Raw genomic sequence first — 17,381 nt, 5'->3', positions numbered from 1 at the left:
GCGCAGGGATAAAACTAAGCGCTGCGTAAGCGGCCGGGCGGCCCCGAAGGTCCCGTGATCGATGACCTTGGACCCCTCCCGGATTCCACGACCAGGAACGCGGGGAGCACCGGACCCCATCCGCTCCGGCCTCTCCGGCCGCCACGGCATCCCCTACGGCCGGTCGAGCCGCAGCCGCTCCGCCCTCGGCAGGCCCGCGACCACCAGGTCGTACGAGTCCTCGACCAGCTCCCGGACCAGCGCGTCGGACAGCGCCCCCGGCCCGCCCGCGGTCACCGTGTTCCAGTGCCGCTTGTTCATGTGCCAGCCCGGAACGATCGCCTCGTGCTCCGCCCGCAGCCGCACCGCCTGCTCCGGATCGCACTTGAGGTTGACCTTCAGCGGGTCGCCGTCCAGCGCGCTCAGCGCGAACACCTTCCCCAGCACCTTGAACACCGAGGTCTCCGGGGTGAAGGGGAACTCCTCCACCGCCGCGTTGAACCCCAGGCAGAAGTCGCGCAGCTCCGCCGGCGTCACTCCGTCTCCCCGTCCTGCTCCTCCACCGGAGCCACCGGCTCCACCAGCACGGTCACGATCTTGTTCCGCCGTCCCGCCGGGGACTCCGCCGTCAGCCGCAGCGGCCGCCCGTCCGGCAGGTCCACCACCGCCGAGGCGCCGGCGATCGGCACCCGGCCCAGCGCCTTGGCGAGCAGGCCGCCGACCGTCTCCACGTCCTCGTCGTCGAAGGAGTCCACCTTGAACAGTTCGCCGAGGTCGGTGATGTCCAGCCGCGCGGTGACCCGGTAGCGGTCCCCGCCCAGTTCCTCCACCGGCGGGAGTTCGCGGTCGTACTCGTCGGTGATCTCACCGACGATCTCCTCGAGGATGTCCTCGATGGTGACGATGCCCGCGGTGCCGCCGTACTCGTCGATGACGACCGCCACGTGGTTGCGCACCGACTGCATCTCGCGCAGCAGGTCGCCGGCGTTCTTGGTGTCCGGCACGAACACCGCGGGCCTTATCGCCGTGGAGACCAGGTCGCTCTCCGCGTCCCGGCTGATGTGCGTCTTGCGGACCAGGTCCTTCAAGTACACGATGCCGACGATGTCGTCCTCGTTCTCCCCGGTCACCGGGATGCGCGAGAAGCCGGACCGCAGCGCGAGCGTGGTCGCCTGACGGACCGTCTTGTACCGCTCGATGCAGACCAGGTCGGTGCGCGGCACCATGACCTCGCGCACGAGCGTGTCGCCCAGCTCGAAGACCTGGTGCACCATGCGGCGCTCGTCGTCCTCGATCAGCGATTCCTTCTCCGCCAGGTCGACCATCGCGCGCAGTTCCGCCTCGGAGGCGAAGGGCCCCTTGCGGAAGCCCTTCCCGGGGGTGAGCGCGTTGCCGAGGAGGATCAGCAGCTGCGGGATCGGTCCCATGATCCGGGCGAGCGGTACGAGGACGTAGGAGGCCGCCGTCGCCGTGTTCAGCGGGTGCTGCCGGCCGATGGTGCGCGGGGACACCCCGACCGCCACGTAGGACACGAGCACCATCACGGCGATGGCCACGAGCAGCGCGGTCCAGTTCTCCCCGAACTCGTCGAGGCAGACGTACGTGACGAGCACGCCCGCCGCCATCTCGCAGGTGACCCGGACCAGCAGCGCGACATTGACGTAGCGGGTGGGGTCGCCGGCGACCTGGGCCAGTTTCGCGCTGCCGCGCCGGCCCTCCCGTACGGCCTGCTCGGCACGGAAGGCGGAGATCCGGGCGATCCCGGACTCGGCGCACGCGGCGAACCAGGCCACCACGACCAGCAGGACGGCCCCGGTGATCAGCTGGAGATCACCGGTCATGAGACGGTCGGCGCCGGGGACGGGCCGGTCACGCCGTTCTCGCCGCGCCAGCCGTCGACGATGGCCGCCTGGAGACCGAACATCTCGGCCTTCTCGTCCGGCTCCTCGTGGTCGTACCCGAGCAGGTGCAGCACCCCGTGGACCGTCAGGAGCTGGAGCTCCTCGTCCATGGAGTGCTGCGTCGGCGCGTCCTCGCCCTGCTTCTTGGCGACTTCGGGGCAGAGCACGATGTCACCGAGGAGCCCCTGCGGGGGCTCCTCTTCGTCCTTCGACGGCGGACGCAGCTCGTCCATCGGGAAGGACATGACGTCGGTGGGTCCGGGCAGGTCCATCCACTGGATGTGGAGCTGCTCCATCGCGTCCTCGTCGACGACGATGACGGAGAGTTCCGAGAGCGGGTGGATCCGCATCCGGGTGAGTGCGTAGCGGGCGATGTCGAGGATCGCCCGCTCGTCGACCTCGGTTCCGGACTCGTTGTTGACGTCGATCGACATGGTGCGCTGATTTCTACTTCCGCTGGAAGCCGTTCCGCGAAGGCTTCGCGTCCTGGCTGTCGTCGTACTTCTCGTACGCATCGACGATACGGCCGACCAGCTTGTGCCGGACGACATCCTCGGACGTGAGCCGCGAGAAGGCGATGTCCGGAACGCCTTCGAGGATGTCCTGCACCTGCCGCAGACCGCTCTTGGCGCCACCCGGGAGGTCGACCTGGGTCACGTCGCCGGTGACGACGATCTTCGAGTCGAACCCGAGCCGGGTCAGGAACATCTTCATCTGCTCGGGGGTGGTGTTCTGCGCCTCGTCGAGGACGACGAACGCCTCGTTGAGCGTCCTGCCCCTCATGTATGCCAGCGGCGCCACCTCGATGGTCCCCGCCGCCATCAGCCGCGGGATCGAGTCCGGGTCGATCATGTCGTGCAGGGCGTCGTAGAGCGGCCGCAGGTACGGGTCGATCTTGTCGAAGAGGGTGCCGGGGAGGAATCCCAGGCGCTCTCCGGCCTCCACCGCCGGGCGGGTCAGGATGATCCGGCTGACCTGCTTGGACTGCAGGGCCTGGACCGCCTTGGCCATGGCGAGGTAGGTCTTGCCGGTACCGGCGGGGCCGATGCCGAAGACGATCGTGTGCTTGTCGATCGCGTCGACGTACCGCTTCTGGTTCAAGGTCTTCGGGCGGATGGTGCGACCGCGGCTGGAGAGGATGTTCTGCGTGAGCACCTCGGCCGGCGTCTCGTCCGGCCCTTCCCCGTTGCCGCTCGACTTGAGCATGGCGATCGAGCGTTCCACTGCGTCCTCCGTCATCGGCTGCCCGGTGCGGAGCACCAGCATCATCTCGTCGAACAGGCGCTGGATCAGCGCGACTTCCGCCGCCGCGCCGATCGCGCTGACCTGATTGCCCCGAACATGGATGTCGGCCCTCGGGAAGGCCTTCTCGATCACGCGCAGCAGGGCGTCGCCCGAGCCGAGGACGGACACCATCGGGTGGGTGGCCGGTACGGAGAAATGGGCTCGCGCCTGCCCCGGCGCGGGGGTCTTGGCTGTCGGTGTCTGAGTCATGGGCCGGCACTGTGGCCTGCGCATACCTCCCACTGAGGGGCCGCGCCGATCGACGGCCACCGGACTTCCAAGCCTACGTCGCCACCCCGCCATCCCCGAGGGCTTTTACGGGGCTCCCGCTCGGGACCCCCCTCGGGGCGGCTCGGCGACCCGGCTGACCCTGGACGGACACCAAGGCCCTGCGGGGGCGCGGGGGCGGTCCCGGGGGCATGGGTGCCCGGCAGGCACGGACGGTCCGGGGGCGGGAGCGCGGCCCGGGCCGGGGCGCGGGCGCAGGGCCCCGCCCCCAGAGGGCCAGGGCCTACGCCGATTGGCGGAAGCCGATCGTCGGGACCGCGCGGCGGCGGCTGGCCGGGGCGGCGGTGCGCGGGACGAGGTCGTCGAGGAAGCCGTACCGCCCGCGCAGGGCCTCCGGGGCGGTGTGCCACCAGTGGGCCACCTCCGGCCAGCCGGGGGCCGACAGGGAGCCGCCGAACTCCTGCACCGACAGGGCGGCCGTCAGGCCCGCGAAGGCGAGCCGGTCCGCGAGCGGCCACTCGGCGAGGGTGCCGGTCAGGAAGCCCGCCACGTACACGTCGCCCGCCCCGGTCGGGTCCAGGGCGTCGACCGCGATCGCGGGGACCTCGGCGGTCTCCCCGGTTCGCCCGTCCACCGCGTACGAGCCCTCGGAGCCCATCGTCACCACCGCGATCGGCACCTTCTCGGCCAGCGCACGGGCCGCCGCGCGCGGGCAGTCGGTGCGCGTGTAGGCCATCGCCTCCCCCGCGTTGGGCAGGAAGGCCTCGCAGTGCTCCAGGTCGGCCAGCGCCTCCAGGTCCCACCGCCCGCTGTCGTCCCAGCCGACGTCGGCGAAGACCCGGGCCCCCCGCCGGGCCGCCGCGGCGACCCAGGCCTCGCCGCCGCCCGGTCCGAGCGAGGCCACGGCCGCGCGGGCCCGGGGCGGGCACTGGGGGAACGGGCCGGGGTCCGCCGGGAGCGGGGCCTCGTGGCCGTGGGAGACCATCGTGCGCTCGCCCTCGTACGCCATGGAGACGGTGACGGGGCTGTGCCACCCGGGCACGGTCCGCGACATCGAGAGGTCGATGCCCTCGCCCTGTTCGAGCGCGTCCCAGCAGTACTCCCCGTAGTGGTCGTCGCCGAAGGCGGCGGCCAGGGAGGTGCGCAGGCCGAGCCGGGCGAGGGCGGTGGCCATGTTGGCGACGCCGCCGGGGCTGGAACCCATGCCGCGCGCCCAGGACTCCGTGCCGCGCACGGGGGCCGAGTCGAGGCCGGTGAAGATGATGTCGAGGAAGACCGTGCCGGTCAGGAAGACGTCGCAGCCGGGTTCATGGGGGTCGCGCAGCGGACCGAGCGGGTCCACGGCGGAGTCGAGGCTGTCCCGGCTGCTGCGACTGGTCACGATGTACTCCCCGTTCGGTTCGGTTCGGGTCGGTTCGGGTCGGTTCGGGTCTGGTCGGTTCGCGTTCTGATCTTGGCGGGTCGCTTCTTCAATCGGCTTCTTCGATCGACTTCTTCCATGGGCTTCTCCGCTGGGCCCCTTCGCCGGGCTTCCCCATCGGATTCAACCCGCGTCCGCCGTCAGGCCCTCCCTGCCGGGCGGGCCCGGAATACAGTGTGACGCAGATCACCGCCTGAACGCCCTTCTCCGGGGATCGGGCCGCTTGATAGATATGAGCCCCGCGGCCTTGCGGAATCTCACGCTCCACCTGCACCACATGGAACACCCGTGCCCGACCGCACCCCCGCGCCGCCCGCCGCCTGGCCGCTCGTCGCGCTCTTCACCTCCGGTTACGTCGCCCCGTACCTGTTGCCGACCGTCGTCGGCCGGCTCGACGCACACCTCCCCCTGAGCCCCGCGCAGGCCGGTCTGATCGGCTCGGTCCTGCTGCTCGGCTCGGCCGCCGCCGGATTCACCCTGGCCTCCCGCATCCCGCGCTACGGGCCGCGCCCGCTGGCCCGGCTCGGGCTGCTGCTGGCCGTCCTCGGGTACGGCACGGCGGCCGCCACCGCGCAGCTCCCCCTCGTCATCGCGGGCGCCGTCCTCGGCGGCTTCGGCTCGGGCACGGCCACCGCCGTGGCCGCCTCCGGGATCGCGGCGCAGCGCGACCCGCACCGGACCTCCGCGCTGGGGCTGCTGTCGGTGTCGGCGACGGCCGGGGCCCTGTACCTGACCCTGCCCCGGCTCGGCGGCGGGCACTGGCTGCCGTTCGCGGCGATCGCCCTGGTCGCGCTGGTGTGCTGGCCCGCGACGGGGCGCCTGCCCGGGGCCGACCGCGCGGACCGTGCCGACGGCGCCGACCGGGCCGTACGGGCCTCCGTGCGGCTGCCCTACCCGCGTGCCGGGATGGCGCTCGCCGGGGCCCTGATGCTGTGGTCGCTCGCCCAGAACGCCCTGTGGGGCGTCAGCGGACGCATCGGCGCGCAGCAGGCGGGCCTGTCCGAGGTCACCCTCGGGATCGTCTTCGCGGCCGCGCTCGGTGCCGGGCTCCTCGGGGTCACCGCCGCCTCCGCGCTCGGGGCCCGGCTCGGGCGGGCGGTCCCGGTGGGCGTGGGCACGGCGGTCATCGCCTGCTGCGTGGTGCTGGCCTCGCACGCGCGGGGCCTGGGCTCCTTCGCGGCCGGGGAGATCCTGTGGAACGCGGTCTACCCCGTCGTGCTCTCCTACGCCATCGGCCTCGCCGCCGCCCTCGACCCGCGCGGGCGCTGGGCCGTCCTGGTCGGTTCCGCGTCCTCGCTCGGCGTGGCCTGCGGGCCCGTCACGGGGAGCCTGCTCGCCGAGGGTGCGGGGTTCCCCGGCATGGGGCTGGTCCTGGGGGGCCTGCTGCTCGCGGTGGCCGGGCCGATGGCCGGGGTCGCCCTGCACGTCGGCGGACGCCCGCTGACCCCCGGCTCGGTGCGGCGGCGCGGCGGGGCCCCGGCGGCCGTGCTCGCCGCCGGAGCGGGGACGCCGGCCGGATCGGTGCCGCGGGTCGGCGCGCAGGAACTGGAGGTCGTGGAACTCCCGCAGCTCCGCACCCGGCCCCCGCTGCGGGTGCTGCTGCTCTCCCCGGCGGCGGCCCGCCGCGGCCGGGACCGCGCCCGCAGGCGGATCCGCACCGGCGTCTAGGCCGCGGCCCGACGGCTGCAGCCCTGCGGGGCAGTCCCCTACCCGCCCTTCCACCGTTCCCCGGGCCCCGCCCGGACCCGCCCCCACGTGCGGCGCCGCTCCCGGGGGCCAGCCCCCGGACCCCCGCTCCTCAAACGCCGGAGGGGCTGGATTTTCGTCGGCGCGGCCTGGATTTGCCCGGTCGGATCCGGTTTGCCCGCAGGGCAATTCCAGCCCCGCCGGCGTTTGAGGCGCGGCGTCTGGGGCGGAGCCCCAGGAGGGGTCCGGGCGCAGCCCGGGGAACGGTGGAAGGGCGGGTCGGGGACTTCGCCCCGCAGGGCTGCGTGCCCGCTATGCGGCCCGCTTCGGCACGGGGACCCGTACGAGGTCGGCGGCGATCGTGAGTTCGCCCTCGAAGCCGGCCGCACGGGCCTGGCGCTCGAACTCCGACGGGTCGGTGTAGCGCTGCGAGAAGTGCGTCAGCACGAGGTGCCGCACGCCCCCGTCCCGGGCCACCCGGGCGGCCTGCCCGGCGGTGAGGTGCCCGTGGTCGGTGGCCAGTTGGACGTCCTCGTCGAGGAAGGTCGACTCGATCACCAGCATGTCGGCGCCCGCCGCGAGCTCCTCGACGCCCTCGCAGAGCCGGGTGTCCATCACGAAGGCGAACCGCTGCCCGGCGCGCGCCTCGCTGACCTCCTCCAGGGTGACCCCGCCGAGGCTGCCCTCGCGCTGGATCCGGCCCACGTCCGGCCCCTTGATGCCGTGCCGGGCGAGCAGTTCGGGCCGTATCCGGCGCCCGTCGGGCTCGGTGACCCGGTAGCCGAAGGACTCCACGGGATGCGAGAGCCGTACGGCGTCCAGGGTGTACGCGTCCCCGCGGGCCAGGACCCCGTCCTCGGCCACCGGCTCCTCCGCGAGCTGCACGGTCTCGCGGTAGGCCGTGGCGTACCGCAACCGGTCGAAGAACTTCTGTCCGGAGGCCGGGTAGTGGGCGGTGACCGGGTGCGGGACCCGGTCGAGGTTGATCCGCTGGATGACCCCGGCGAGGCCGAGGCTGTGGTCACCGTGGAAGTGGGTGACACAGATCCGGTTGATGTCGTGCGCGGCCACCCCGGCGCGGAGCATCTGGCGCTGGGTGCCCTCGCCGGGATCGAAGAGGATGCCCTCGCCGTCCCAGCGCAGCAGGTAGCCGTTGTGGTTGCGGTGGCGGGTGGGCACCTGGCTGGCGGTGCCGAGCACCACGAATTCTCGTACGGACACGGTTTATCCCGGGGGCCATTCGAAGCCACGGCCGCCGAGGACGTGCGCGTGGGCGTGGAAGACGACCTGGCCGGCCCTGGCGCCGGTGTTGAAGACGAGCCGGTAGGCGTGGTCGGCAAGCCCCTCGTCGACCGCGACGCGTCCGGCTTCGGTCAGGACGTCGGCAGCGATCCCGGGCTCCGCGGCCGCGAGGGAGGCGGCGTCGGGGTAGTGCACCTTCGGGATGACGAGGACGTGGGTGGGTGCCTGCGGATTGATGTCGCGGAAGGCGACGGTCGTGTCCGTCTCCCGGACGACCGTCGCGGGAATGTTCCCCGCGACGATCTTGCAGAACAGGCAGTCGGCCTGCGGTTCCCCGGCCATGTGCTGAGCCCTTCGTGACGGGTGATCGGTTCCGGCATCGTATCCACCGCCGTCGGCCGGACCGGTCAGGACCGGCGTCCCGTCAGGACCGGCGTCCCGTCACGACCAGCGCCCCGTCCTCGCCAGCAGCACCGCCGCCGCGGCCGTGCCTGCCGTGGAGGTGCGCAGGACCGAGCGGCCCAGCCGGTACGGGTGCGCCCCGGCCGCGGCGAAGGCGGCGAGTTCGTCCGGGGAGACCCCGCCCTCGGGTCCGACGACCAGGACGATGGAGCCTGCGGTGGGCAGTTCCGCGGTGGCCAGCGCGCCCGAAGGGGCGTCCCGGTCCTCGTGCAGGACCACCGCGAGGTCGGCCTCCGCGAGCAGCGCCGCGACCTGCTTGGTCGACAGCGCCTCCGCGACCTCGGGGAAGCGGACCCGGCGGGACTGCTTGCCGGACTCGCGGGCGGTGGCCCGCCACTTCGCCAGCGATTTGACGCCCCGGTCGCCGCGCCACTGGGTGATGCAGCGCGAGGCCTGCCAGGGCACGATCGCGTCGACGCCGGTCTCCGTCATGGTCTCCACGGCGACCTCGCCCCGGTCGCCCTTGGGCAGGGCCTGGACGACGGTGATCCGGACGGCCGGCTCCGGCTCCTCGAAGACCCCGGACACGGAGACGACGAGGCGGTCCTTGCCCTCGGCGGCCGTCACGACGGCCTCGGCCCAGCCGCCCCGGCCGTCGGTGAGCACGAGGGCCTCGCCGGGGGACAGTCGCTTCACGGAGACCGCGTGGCGGCCCTCCGAGCCGTCCAGGACGAACTCCGGCCCCGCGGGAACCTTTTCGACCACGAACACCGGGGCGGTCATGACGCACTCCTCATCTGCATTGCCTTCAACGCGTTCTGCGCCGCGCCGAGTTCCGCCGCGAGCACCTCCACCAGTTCCCCGGCCGGCAGGGCCCGTGCCAGCCGGTGGCCCTGGCCCGCCCACAGGGCCATGCCCTGCGGGTCCCCGGCCGCGGCGGCGGCCTTGCGCAGCGGCGCGGTCAGGTGGTGGACCTGCGGGTACGCGGCCGGGGCGTACGGGCCGTGCTCGCGCATGAACCGGTTGACCAGTCCGCGGGCCGGCCGCCCGGAGAAGGCCCGGGTCAGCTCCGTCCGGACGAACAGCGGGTCGGTCAGCGCCTTCTTGTGCAGGGGGTGCGCGCCGGACTCCGGGCAGGCCAGGAAGGCCGTGCCGAGCTGCGCGGCCTCCGCGCCCGCGGCGAGCAGCGCGGCGATCTGCGAGCCGCGCATCAGGCCGCCCGCCGCGATGATCGGGAGGGCCACGGCCTCGCGCACCTGCGCGACGAGCGCGAGCAGGCCGACTCCGGCCGTGCCGTCGCCCTGCGGGTCGTCGCGGTGGGTGCCCTGGTGGCCGCCCGCCTCCACGCCCTGGACGCAGACGCCGTCGGCGCCGGCCGCCTGGGCGGCGCGGGCCTCTTCGACGGAGGTGACGGTGGCGATGGTGTACGTACCGACCTTGCGCAGGCAGGTGAAGGCCGCGGGCGAGGGCAGGCCGAAGGTGAACGAGACCACGGGTACCGGGTCTTCGATGAGAATGGCCAGTTTGGCGTCGTAGCCGTCGTCGCTGGTGCCGATGATGTCCTCGTCGGCGAGGGAGATCTCGTACCAGGAGGCCTCACTGGCGAGGTGCCCGCGGTAGGCCTCCACGACCGCCGGGTCCACGTGGGAGGCCTGCGGCAGGAAGAGGTTGACGCCGAAGGGGCGGCGGGTGAGCGCGCGCAGCCGCTTGATCTCCTGGTACATGCCGTCGGCGGTCTTGTAGCCGCCGGCGAGGAAGCCCAGTCCGCCCGCTTCGCACACGGCGGCCGCTAGCGGCGGGCAGGACGCGCCGCCCGCCATGGGCGCCTGCACGATCGGGTACGTGAAGAGACCGTTCGGTGCGGAGGACATGAGCTGCATCGTGCCATGTCCCGCTCACGGGACCGAATCACGGCATTCGCCTGGCATAGTCCCCTTCACCGGGGTGCCCGAATACCGCCGCCGCCCCGTCTCCCCGTATGCCGCGAGCCCGGTCCGGGGATCCCCGGACCGGGCTCGCAGGTGTTCTCGTACGCTGCTCCGCGCGCGGCTCAGCGCCCGTTGAAGGCGTCCTTCAGGCGGCTGAACAGGCCTTGCTGGCCCGGCGCGAACTGGCCCATCGGCCGCTCCTCGCCACGCAGCTTGGCCAGCTGGCGCAGCAGGTCCTCCTGCTGCGCGTCCAGCTTGCCCGGGGTGGTGACCTCGACGTGCACGATCAGGTCGCCGCGCCCGCCGCCGCGCAGGTGGGTGACGCCGCGGCCGTGCAGCGGGATCGCCTGCCCGGACCCGGTGCCGGGCCGGATGTCGATCTCCTCCAGGCCGTCCAGCGTCTCCAGCGGGCATTTGGTGCCCAGGGCCGCCGCCGTCATCGGGATGGTGACCGTGCAGTGCAGGTCGTCCCCGCGCCGCTGGAAGGTCGGGTGCGGCAGCTCGTGGATCTCCACGTACAGGTCGCCGGCGGGGCCGCCGCCGGGGCCGACCTCGCCTTCGCCCGCGAGCTGGATCCGGGTGCCGTTCTCGACGCCGGCCGGGATCTTGACGGTGAGGCTGCGGCGGGAGCGGACCCGGCCGTCGCCCGCGCACTCGGGGCACGGGGTCGGGACCACGGTGCCGAAGCCCTGGCACTGCGGGCAGGGCCGCGAGGTCATGACCTGGCCCAGGAAGGACCGGGTGACCTGCGAGACCTCGCCGCGGCCGCGGCACATGTCACACGTCTGCGCCGAGGTGCCGGGGGCGGCGCCCTCGCCGGAGCAGGTGGTGCAGACGACGGCCGTGTCGACCTGGATGTCCTTGGTCGTGCCGAAGGCCGCCTCGTCCAGTTCCAGGTCGAGGCGGATCATGGCGTCCTGGCCGCGGCGGGTCCGCGAGCGCGGTCCGCGCTGCGAGGACTGGCCGAAGAAGGCGTCCATGATGTCGGAGAAGTTGCCGAAGCCGCCCGCTCCGAAGCCGCCGGCTCCGCCGCCGCCCGAGGAGGACAGCGGGTCGCCGCCGAGGTCGAAGACCTGCTTCTTCTGCGGGTCCGAGAGGACCTCGTAGGCGGCGTTGATCTCCTTGAAACGCTCTTGCGTCTTGGGATCGGGGTTCACATCCGGGTGCAGCTCGCGGGCGAGCCGCCGGAATGCCTTCTTGATCTCGTCCTGCGATGCGTCGCGGCGCACGCCGAGAACGGCGTAGTAGTCCGTGGCCACTTACGACTCCGCCAGGATCTGTCCGACGTAACGTGCCACTGCGCGTACCGCTCCCATCGTTCCGGGGTAGTCCATGCGGGTCGGTCCGACCACGCCGAGTTTGGCGACTGCTTCGCCGCCCGAACCGTAGCCGACCGAGACGACGGACGTGGAGTTCAGTCCCTCGTAGGCGTTCTCATGCCCGATCTTTACGGCCATTCCCGACTCACTGGCCTCGCCCAGCAGCTTGAGGAGCACGACCTGCTCCTCCAGCGCTTCGAGCACCGGCCTGATCGTCAGGGGAAAATCGTGTCCGAAGCGGGTGAGGTTGGCGGTGCCGCCGATCATCAGCCGCTCCTCCGCCTCCTCGACCAGCGTTTCGAGAAGGGTGTCGAGGACGGCACGCACCGTCACCCGGTCCTCGTTCTCGAAGGATTCCGGAAGGTCCTTCACCAGCGGCGGCACGTCGGTGAACCGGCGGCCGACCACACGGCTGTTGAGGCGGGCCCGCAGGTCCGCGAGCGAGCCCTCCCCGAAGGGGGCCTGGCAGTCGACGAGCCGCTGCTCGACCCGGCCGGTGTCCGTGATGAGGACGAGCATCAGGCGGGCCGGGGCCAGCGAGAGCAGCTCGACGTGCCGGACGGTGGAGCGGGTGAGCGAGGGGTACTGGACGACGGCGACCTGTCGGGTGAGCTGCGCGAGCAGCCGCACCGTACGGCCGACGACGTCGTCGAGGTCCACGGCCCCGTCGAGGAAGTTCTGGATGGCCCGGCGCTCGGGCGTCGACAGCGGTTTGACCCCCGCCAGCTTGTCGACGAACAGGCGGTAGCCCTTGTCGGTGGGGATCCGGCCGGCGCTGGTGTGGGGCTGGGCGATGTAGCCCTCGTCCTCCAGCACGGCCATGTCGTTGCGCACGGTGGCGGGCGAGACGCCGAGCCGGTGCCGCTCGGTGAGCGCCTTGGAGCCGACCGGCTCCTCCGTCCCGACGTAGTCCTGGACGATGGCGCGCAGCACTTCGAGTCTGCGTTCGCTGAGCATCGCGCGCACACCTCCATCGTTTCCGTCGTTCGCGGCTTCGGCAGGCCCTGCCTGCTGGCACTCTGAGCGTTCGAGTGCCAGAGATCCCCCGGTCAGTGTACGGCGGGGTGGTACACCCCTAGCAAGGGCGGCCCGCCAAGGTAGCGTCGCGGCATGGACGTGCGTTGGGAAGAGGCGGGCTGGGAACGGCTCACCGAACGGGTCGGCCGGCGGCGCCTGCCGGTGTGGGACTGCACCGTGGGACTGGTGGTGGGCGAGGATTCCGCCCTTCTGATCGACCCCGGGTCCTGCCTGCGGGAAGGAGCGCTGGTGCGCACCGAGGCGGAGCGGCTGGCGGGCCGGCGCGTGACCCATCTCGCATTCACACACGGACATTTCGACCACGTGTTGGGCGGTGCGGCGTTCGCGGGGACCGAGGTCTACGGTCCGGTCGGGCTGGACGCCCTGCTCTCCGTGAGCCGGGACGAGCTGCGGGCGGACGCGGTCCGGCACGGCCTGGCGGAGGCCGAGGCGGCCGAGGCGGCGGATCTGCTGGTGGTCCCCCGGCACCTGGTGTCGGGCGAGTGGACACTCGACCTGGGCGGGGTGCAGGTGCTGCTGGCGAACGTGGGCCCGGGGCACACCCGGCACGATCTGGCCGCCTTCGTGCCCGGTGCGCGCGAGGTGGTCTTCTGCGGCGACCTGGTCGAGGAATCGGGCGAGCCGCAGGCGGGGCCGGACGCGGTGCCGCGGCAGTGGCCGGCGGCCCTGGACCGGCTCCTCGCCCTGGGCGGGGACGACGCTCTGTACGTACCGGGTCACGGAGCGGTGGTCGACGCGGCCTTCGTACGTGCCCAACGCGACACACTGGCGGCCCGTTTCGGCGTGTCGGACACCTGAGACGGCCCGCTCTCCTACCCTCGGCCGGATGCGTGAGTACTCCCCCGACCTGACCCCGCAGTGGAAGCGCGCCAAGCCCGTGCCGGAGGTGCCGGCCGATCCCGATCTGGTGGTCGAGGTGGCGGGTACGGACTTCTGCGGCGCGGTGGTGGCCTGCGAGGCGGGCACGGTCACCCTGGAGGACCGCTTCGGCAAGCGCCGCGTCTTCCCCCTCGAACCCCGCGGTTTCCTCCTGGACGGCGCGGTGGTGACCCTGACCCGCCCGGCGCGGGGGCCGGCCGCCCCGGCCCGTACGGCCTCGGGTTCGCTCGCCGTCCCCGGGGCCCGGGCGCGGGTGGCCCGGGCGGGCCGGATCTACGTGGAGGGCCGCCACGACGCCGAACTCGTCGAACGGGTATGGGGCGACGACCTGCGCATCGAGGGCGTCGTGGTGGAGTACCTGGAGGGCATCGACGACCTCCCGTCGGTGGTCGCGGACTTCGCCCCCGCCGCCGACGCCCGGCTGGGCATCCTGGTGGACCACCTGGTCCCGGGCTCCAAGGAGTCCCGCATCGCCGCCTCGGTGACCTCCCCGCACGTCCTGATCGTGGGCCACCCGTACGTGGACGTCTGGCAGGCGGTGAAACCCTCGGCCCTGGGCATCCGCGCCTGGCCGGTGATCCCGCCCGGCCAGGACTGGAAGACGGGCATCTGCCGCGCCCTGGGCTGGCCGGAGAACACCGGAGCCGCCTGGCAGCACATCCTGTCCCGCGTGACCTCGTACAAGGACCTGGAGCCGACGCTGCTGGGCGCGGTGGAACACCTCATCGACCACGTCACGACGTAACCCCCCGGGCCCGAGGCCCTGCGGGGCTGTCCCCTACCCGGACGGGGCTAGTCCACCAGGTCCCGGACCACCGCGTCGGCCAGCAGCCGCCCGCGCAGGGTCAGAACGGCCCTACCGGCCGCGTACGGGCCCGCTTCCAGGAGCCCGTCCGCCAGGGCCCGCCCGGCCGCGGCAAGGCCCGCAGGGGCCAGCAGCGACAGCGGCACCCCGTCCACGAGCCGGAGCTCCAGCAGGATCCGCTCCACCCGCCGGTCCTCCTCCGAGAGGAGCTCCCGCCCGGCCCCGGGCGAGCGCCCCTCCGCCAGCGCCGCCGCGTAGGCGCCGGGGTGCTTCACGTTCCACCACCGCACCCCGCCCACGTGCGAGTGCGCTCCGGGCCCGGCCCCCCACCAGTCGGCGCCGCGCCAGTACAGCTCGTTGTGCAGGCACCGCCCGGCCTCGGAGGTGGCCCAGTTCGAGACCTCGTACCAGGAGTACCCCGCCTCGGCCATCACCGCGTCGAGGATCAGGTACCGGTCCGCGTGGACGTCGTCGTCCGTCATCGGGACCTCGCCCCGCCGGATCCGCCGCGCGAGCTGGGTGCCCTCCTCCACGATCAGCGCGTAGGCGCTGATGTGATCGGGCCCGGCGCCCAGGGCCGCCGACAGCGACGCGCGCCAGTCCTCGTCCGATTCCCCCGGCGTCCCGTAGATCAGGTCCAGGTTCACGTGCTCGAAGCCCGCCGCCCGCGCCTCCGCGACGCAGGCCTCGGGCCGCCCGGGGGTGTGCGTGCGGTCGAGCACCTTCAGGACGTGCTGCTTCGCGCTCTGCATGCCGAAGGAGATGCGGTTGAAGCCGCCCGCGCGCAGCTCGGCCAGGTACTCCGGGTTCACGGACTCCGGGTTGGCCTCGGTGGTGACCTCGGCGTCCTCGGCCAGCCCGAATTCCTCGCGGATCGCCGCGAGCATCCGTACGAGGTCGCCGGCGGGCAGCAGCGTGGGCGTGCCGCCGCCCACGAAGACGGTGCGTACGGCCCTGGGGTCGTCCCCGAGCACCTTCCGCGCGAGCCTGATCTCGTCGATCAGGGTGTCGGCGTAGTTCTCCCGGGAGGCGAGCACGCCGCCGGTGCCCCGCAGCTCGGTGGCCGTGTAGGTGTTGAAGTCGCAGTATCCGCAGCGCGTGGCGCAGTACGGAACGTGCAGGTAGAACCCGAGCGGCCGCTCCCCGGCTCCCGCCAGGGCGTGGAGCGGCAGCGAGCCGTCTTCGGGCATGGGTTCACCGTCGGGCAGTGCGGAAGGCATGGGCCCATTGTCCCGCACTGCCCCAAGGTCGTTTACGGTCCCGCGCGGCGCTCCGGGCCGCGCCCGGTGCTACGCCTCCCGGGAGCCCTCGTACATCTCGTCGATGAGGTGCTTGAACTCGCGCTCGACGACCGGCCGCTTCAGCTTGAGGCTCGGGGTGAGGTCCCCGTGCTCCACGTCGAGGTCGCGCGGCAGGAGGCGGAACTTCTTGACCGTCTGCCAGCGCTGGAGGCCCTCGTTGAGGGTCTGGACGTAGGTCTCGATGAGGCGGTTGGTCTCGGGGGCGGCCAGGACCTGGGAGTACGTCTTGCCCTCCAGGCCGCTCTCGGCGGCCCAGACCAGGATGGAGGGCTCGTCGAGGGCGATGAGGGCGGAGCAGAAGTTCCGGTCGGCGCCGTGGACGACGATGCTGGAGACGTAGGGGCAGAGCGCCTTGAACTGGCCCTCGATCTCCGCCGGGGCGACGTACTTGCCGCCCGAGGTCTTGATCAGGTCCTTCTTGCGGTCGGTGATGCGCAGGTAGCCGTCGGCGGAGAGCTCGCCGATGTCGCCCGTGTGCAGCCAGCCGTCGGCCTCCAGCACCTCGGCGGTCTTCTCGGGCTGCCCGTGGTAGCCCTGCATGATGCCGGGGCCGCGCAGGAGCACCTCGCCGTCGTCGGCGATGCGGACCTCGGTGCCGGGGAGCGGCTTGCCGACGGTGCCGGTGCGGTAGGCCTCGCCGGGGTTGACGAAGGAGGCGGCGCTGGACTCGGTGAGCCCGTAGCCCTCCAGGATGTGGATGCCCGCGCCGGAGAAGAAGTAGCCGATCTCGGGGGCGAGGGCGGAGGCGCCGGAGACGGCGGCGCGCAGGTTGCCGCCGAAGGCCTCGCGGAGCTTGGAGAAGACGAGCGCGTCGGCGATCTTGTGCTTGGTGGCGAGGCCCATCGGGGCGCTCTTCCGGCCGGTGCGCCGGAAGTTGTCCTGGGTGACCTTGGCGTACTCGCGGGCCACGCCGACGGACCACTGGAAGATCTTGTACTTGGCGCCGCCGCCGGCCCTGGCCTTGGCCGCGACCCCGTTGTAGACCTTCTCGAAGATGCGCGGAACGGCCGCCATGTAGGTCGGCTGGACGATCGGCAGGTTCTCGATGATCTTGTCGATGCGGCCGTCGACCGCGGTGACGTGGCCGACCTCGATCTGGCCGGAGGTGAGCACCTTGCCGAAGACGTGCGCGAGCGGCAGCCAGAGGTACTGGACGTCGTCCTTGGTGATCAGACCGGTCGCCACGGTGGCCTTGGCCATGTACGACCAGTTGTCGTGCGGCAGCCGCACGCCCTTGGGCCGGCCGGTGGTGCCCGAGGTGTAGATGAGGGTGGCGAGCTGGTCCGCGGTGATGGCCGCGATCCGTTCCTTGACCACCTCGGGGTGCTTGGCCAGGTACGCGCGGCCGCGCTCCTCCAGATCGGCCAGCGAGAGCACCCAGCCCTCGGGGTCGCCGTCGACCGGGACCGCGTCGGCGGCCTCGACGACCACCACGTGGGCGAGCTCGGGCAGGTCGGCGCGGCGCTCACGGGCCTTGGCCAGCTGCGCGGCGTCCTCGGCGATCAGGATCCGGCTCTCGGAGTCGGAGAGGATGAACGCCGATTCCTCGGCGTTCGTGCTCGGGTAGATGGTGGTGACGGCGCCGCCGGCGCACATCACGCCGAGGTCCGCGAGGATCCACTCGACCCGGGTGTTGGAAGCCAGCGCGACGCGCTGCTCCGGCTGGATCCCGATCTCGACGAGTCCGGCCGCGATGGCGAAAACCCGCTCCGCGGCCTGGCCCCAGCTGAGCGACTTCCAGTCGTCCGGGCCGCCCCGGCCGTCCGCGGCGGGCACCGGATAGCGATAGGCCTCGCCGTTCGGCGTGGCGGCGACGCGCTCCAGGAAGAGGGTCGCCACGGTGGGCGGACGGTTCTCGATCAAGGTCTGTGTGGCGCTCACGGACATCCTCCGGACCACTCGGCAGGGCCTGTTCATCACAGGGGCGGACTGACTGGGTGGTGGGTCAGGGTGGGTGGCTGAGTCAGGG

At 72.6% G+C, this 17,381-nt stretch carries 16 protein-coding genes; 3 read left to right on the top strand and 13 right to left on the bottom strand.

Annotated features, from left to right (window positions below; genetic code table 11):
* Window positions 1-153: 153 nt before the first annotated feature.
* The 5 genes from ACE1OC_RS27415 to ACE1OC_RS27395 all read right to left on the bottom strand — a co-directional run bounded on the left by ACE1OC_RS27415 (window position 154) and on the right by ACE1OC_RS27395 (window position 4,776).
* On the bottom strand, window positions 154-516 hold the full coding sequence (locus ACE1OC_RS27415) for an MmcQ/YjbR family DNA-binding protein (protein ID WP_250739421.1): 363 nt from the start codon (window positions 514-516) through the stop codon (window positions 154-156).
* Window positions 513-1,820 (bottom strand): hemolysin family protein, encoded by a 1,308-nt coding sequence (locus tag ACE1OC_RS27410; RefSeq protein WP_274551991.1) that lies wholly within the window; start codon window positions 1,818-1,820, stop codon window positions 513-515. The genes ACE1OC_RS27415 and ACE1OC_RS27410 overlap by 4 nt, the downstream gene beginning before the upstream one ends.
* Complete coding sequence (gene ybeY / locus ACE1OC_RS27405) at window positions 1,817-2,314, bottom strand: rRNA maturation RNase YbeY (protein WP_274551990.1); 498 nt, start codon at window positions 2,312-2,314, stop codon at window positions 1,817-1,819. The genes ACE1OC_RS27410 and ybeY overlap by 4 nt, the downstream gene beginning before the upstream one ends.
* A 13-nt stretch (window positions 2,315-2,327) precedes the next feature.
* A complete protein-coding gene (locus ACE1OC_RS27400) occupies window positions 2,328-3,374 on the bottom strand; it encodes a PhoH family protein (RefSeq protein ID WP_274551989.1) in 1,047 nt (348 codons plus the stop codon).
* A 301-nt stretch (window positions 3,375-3,675) separates the two neighbouring features.
* Window positions 3,676-4,776, bottom strand: a complete 1,101-nt coding sequence (locus ACE1OC_RS27395; protein ID WP_407841694.1) for a PfkB family carbohydrate kinase — start codon at window positions 4,774-4,776, stop codon at window positions 3,676-3,678.
* A gap of 324 nt (window positions 4,777-5,100) precedes the next feature.
* Here ACE1OC_RS27395 and ACE1OC_RS27390 point away from each other — a divergent pair, with 324 nt between their 5' ends.
* On the top strand, window positions 5,101-6,480 hold the full coding sequence (locus ACE1OC_RS27390; RefSeq protein ID WP_407839243.1) for an MFS transporter: 1,380 nt from the start codon (window positions 5,101-5,103) through the stop codon (window positions 6,478-6,480).
* A 330-nt stretch (window positions 6,481-6,810) separates the two neighbouring features.
* Here the strand turns inward: ACE1OC_RS27390 and ACE1OC_RS27385 are convergent, their stop codons facing one another.
* From ACE1OC_RS27385 to hrcA, 6 genes are all read right to left on the bottom strand, one after another.
* Window positions 6,811-7,719 (bottom strand): ribonuclease Z, encoded by a 909-nt coding sequence (locus tag ACE1OC_RS27385; RefSeq protein WP_407839242.1) that lies wholly within the window; start codon window positions 7,717-7,719, stop codon window positions 6,811-6,813.
* Window positions 7,720-7,722: 3 nt separating this feature from the next.
* Window positions 7,723-8,082 carry a histidine triad nucleotide-binding protein gene (locus ACE1OC_RS27380; protein WP_250739427.1) on the bottom strand — a complete coding sequence of 120 codons (360 nt, stop codon included), beginning with the start codon at window positions 8,080-8,082 and terminating at the stop codon, window positions 7,723-7,725.
* Between the two features lie 99 nt (window positions 8,083-8,181).
* On the bottom strand, window positions 8,182-8,925 hold the full coding sequence (locus ACE1OC_RS27375) for a 16S rRNA (uracil(1498)-N(3))-methyltransferase (protein WP_407839241.1): 744 nt from the start codon (window positions 8,923-8,925) through the stop codon (window positions 8,182-8,184).
* On the bottom strand, window positions 8,922-10,013 hold the full coding sequence (locus tag ACE1OC_RS27370; RefSeq protein WP_407839240.1) for a nitronate monooxygenase: 1,092 nt from the start codon (window positions 10,011-10,013) through the stop codon (window positions 8,922-8,924). The genes ACE1OC_RS27375 and ACE1OC_RS27370 overlap by 4 nt, the downstream gene beginning before the upstream one ends.
* A 179-nt stretch (window positions 10,014-10,192) precedes the next feature.
* Complete coding sequence (gene dnaJ, locus ACE1OC_RS27365) at window positions 10,193-11,329, bottom strand: molecular chaperone DnaJ (RefSeq protein WP_274551983.1); 1,137 nt, start codon at window positions 11,327-11,329, stop codon at window positions 10,193-10,195.
* Complete coding sequence (hrcA, locus tag ACE1OC_RS27360) at window positions 11,330-12,346, bottom strand: heat-inducible transcriptional repressor HrcA (protein WP_407839239.1); 1,017 nt, start codon at window positions 12,344-12,346, stop codon at window positions 11,330-11,332. It lies immediately after the preceding gene.
* 153 nt (window positions 12,347-12,499) lie between these two features.
* Here hrcA and ACE1OC_RS27355 point away from each other — a divergent pair, with 153 nt between their 5' ends.
* Entirely contained in the window at window positions 12,500-13,225 is a 726-nt protein-coding gene (locus tag ACE1OC_RS27355) for an MBL fold metallo-hydrolase (RefSeq protein ID WP_407839238.1), read from the top strand.
* Between the two features lie 28 nt (window positions 13,226-13,253).
* A complete protein-coding gene (locus ACE1OC_RS27350; RefSeq protein ID WP_407839237.1) occupies window positions 13,254-14,051 on the top strand; it encodes a DUF3097 domain-containing protein in 798 nt (265 codons plus the stop codon).
* A 47-nt stretch (window positions 14,052-14,098) separates the two neighbouring features.
* Here the strand turns inward: ACE1OC_RS27350 and hemW are convergent, their stop codons facing one another.
* Entirely contained in the window at window positions 14,099-15,331 is a 1,233-nt protein-coding gene (hemW, locus tag ACE1OC_RS27345) for a radical SAM family heme chaperone HemW (RefSeq protein WP_407839236.1), read from the bottom strand.
* A gap of 69 nt (window positions 15,332-15,400) precedes the next feature.
* A complete protein-coding gene (locus ACE1OC_RS27340; RefSeq protein ID WP_407839235.1) occupies window positions 15,401-17,293 on the bottom strand; it encodes an AMP-dependent synthetase/ligase in 1,893 nt (630 codons plus the stop codon).
* Window positions 17,294-17,381 lie beyond the last annotated feature (88 nt).

This window comes from Streptomyces stoeckheimensis (assembly GCF_045822005.1).
Taxonomy (GTDB): Bacteria; Actinomycetota; Actinomycetes; order Streptomycetales; family Streptomycetaceae; genus Streptomyces; species Streptomyces stoeckheimensis.
The sequence above is the reverse complement of the archived record's forward strand: the minus strand, read 5'-3'. Positions and strand labels throughout refer to the sequence as shown.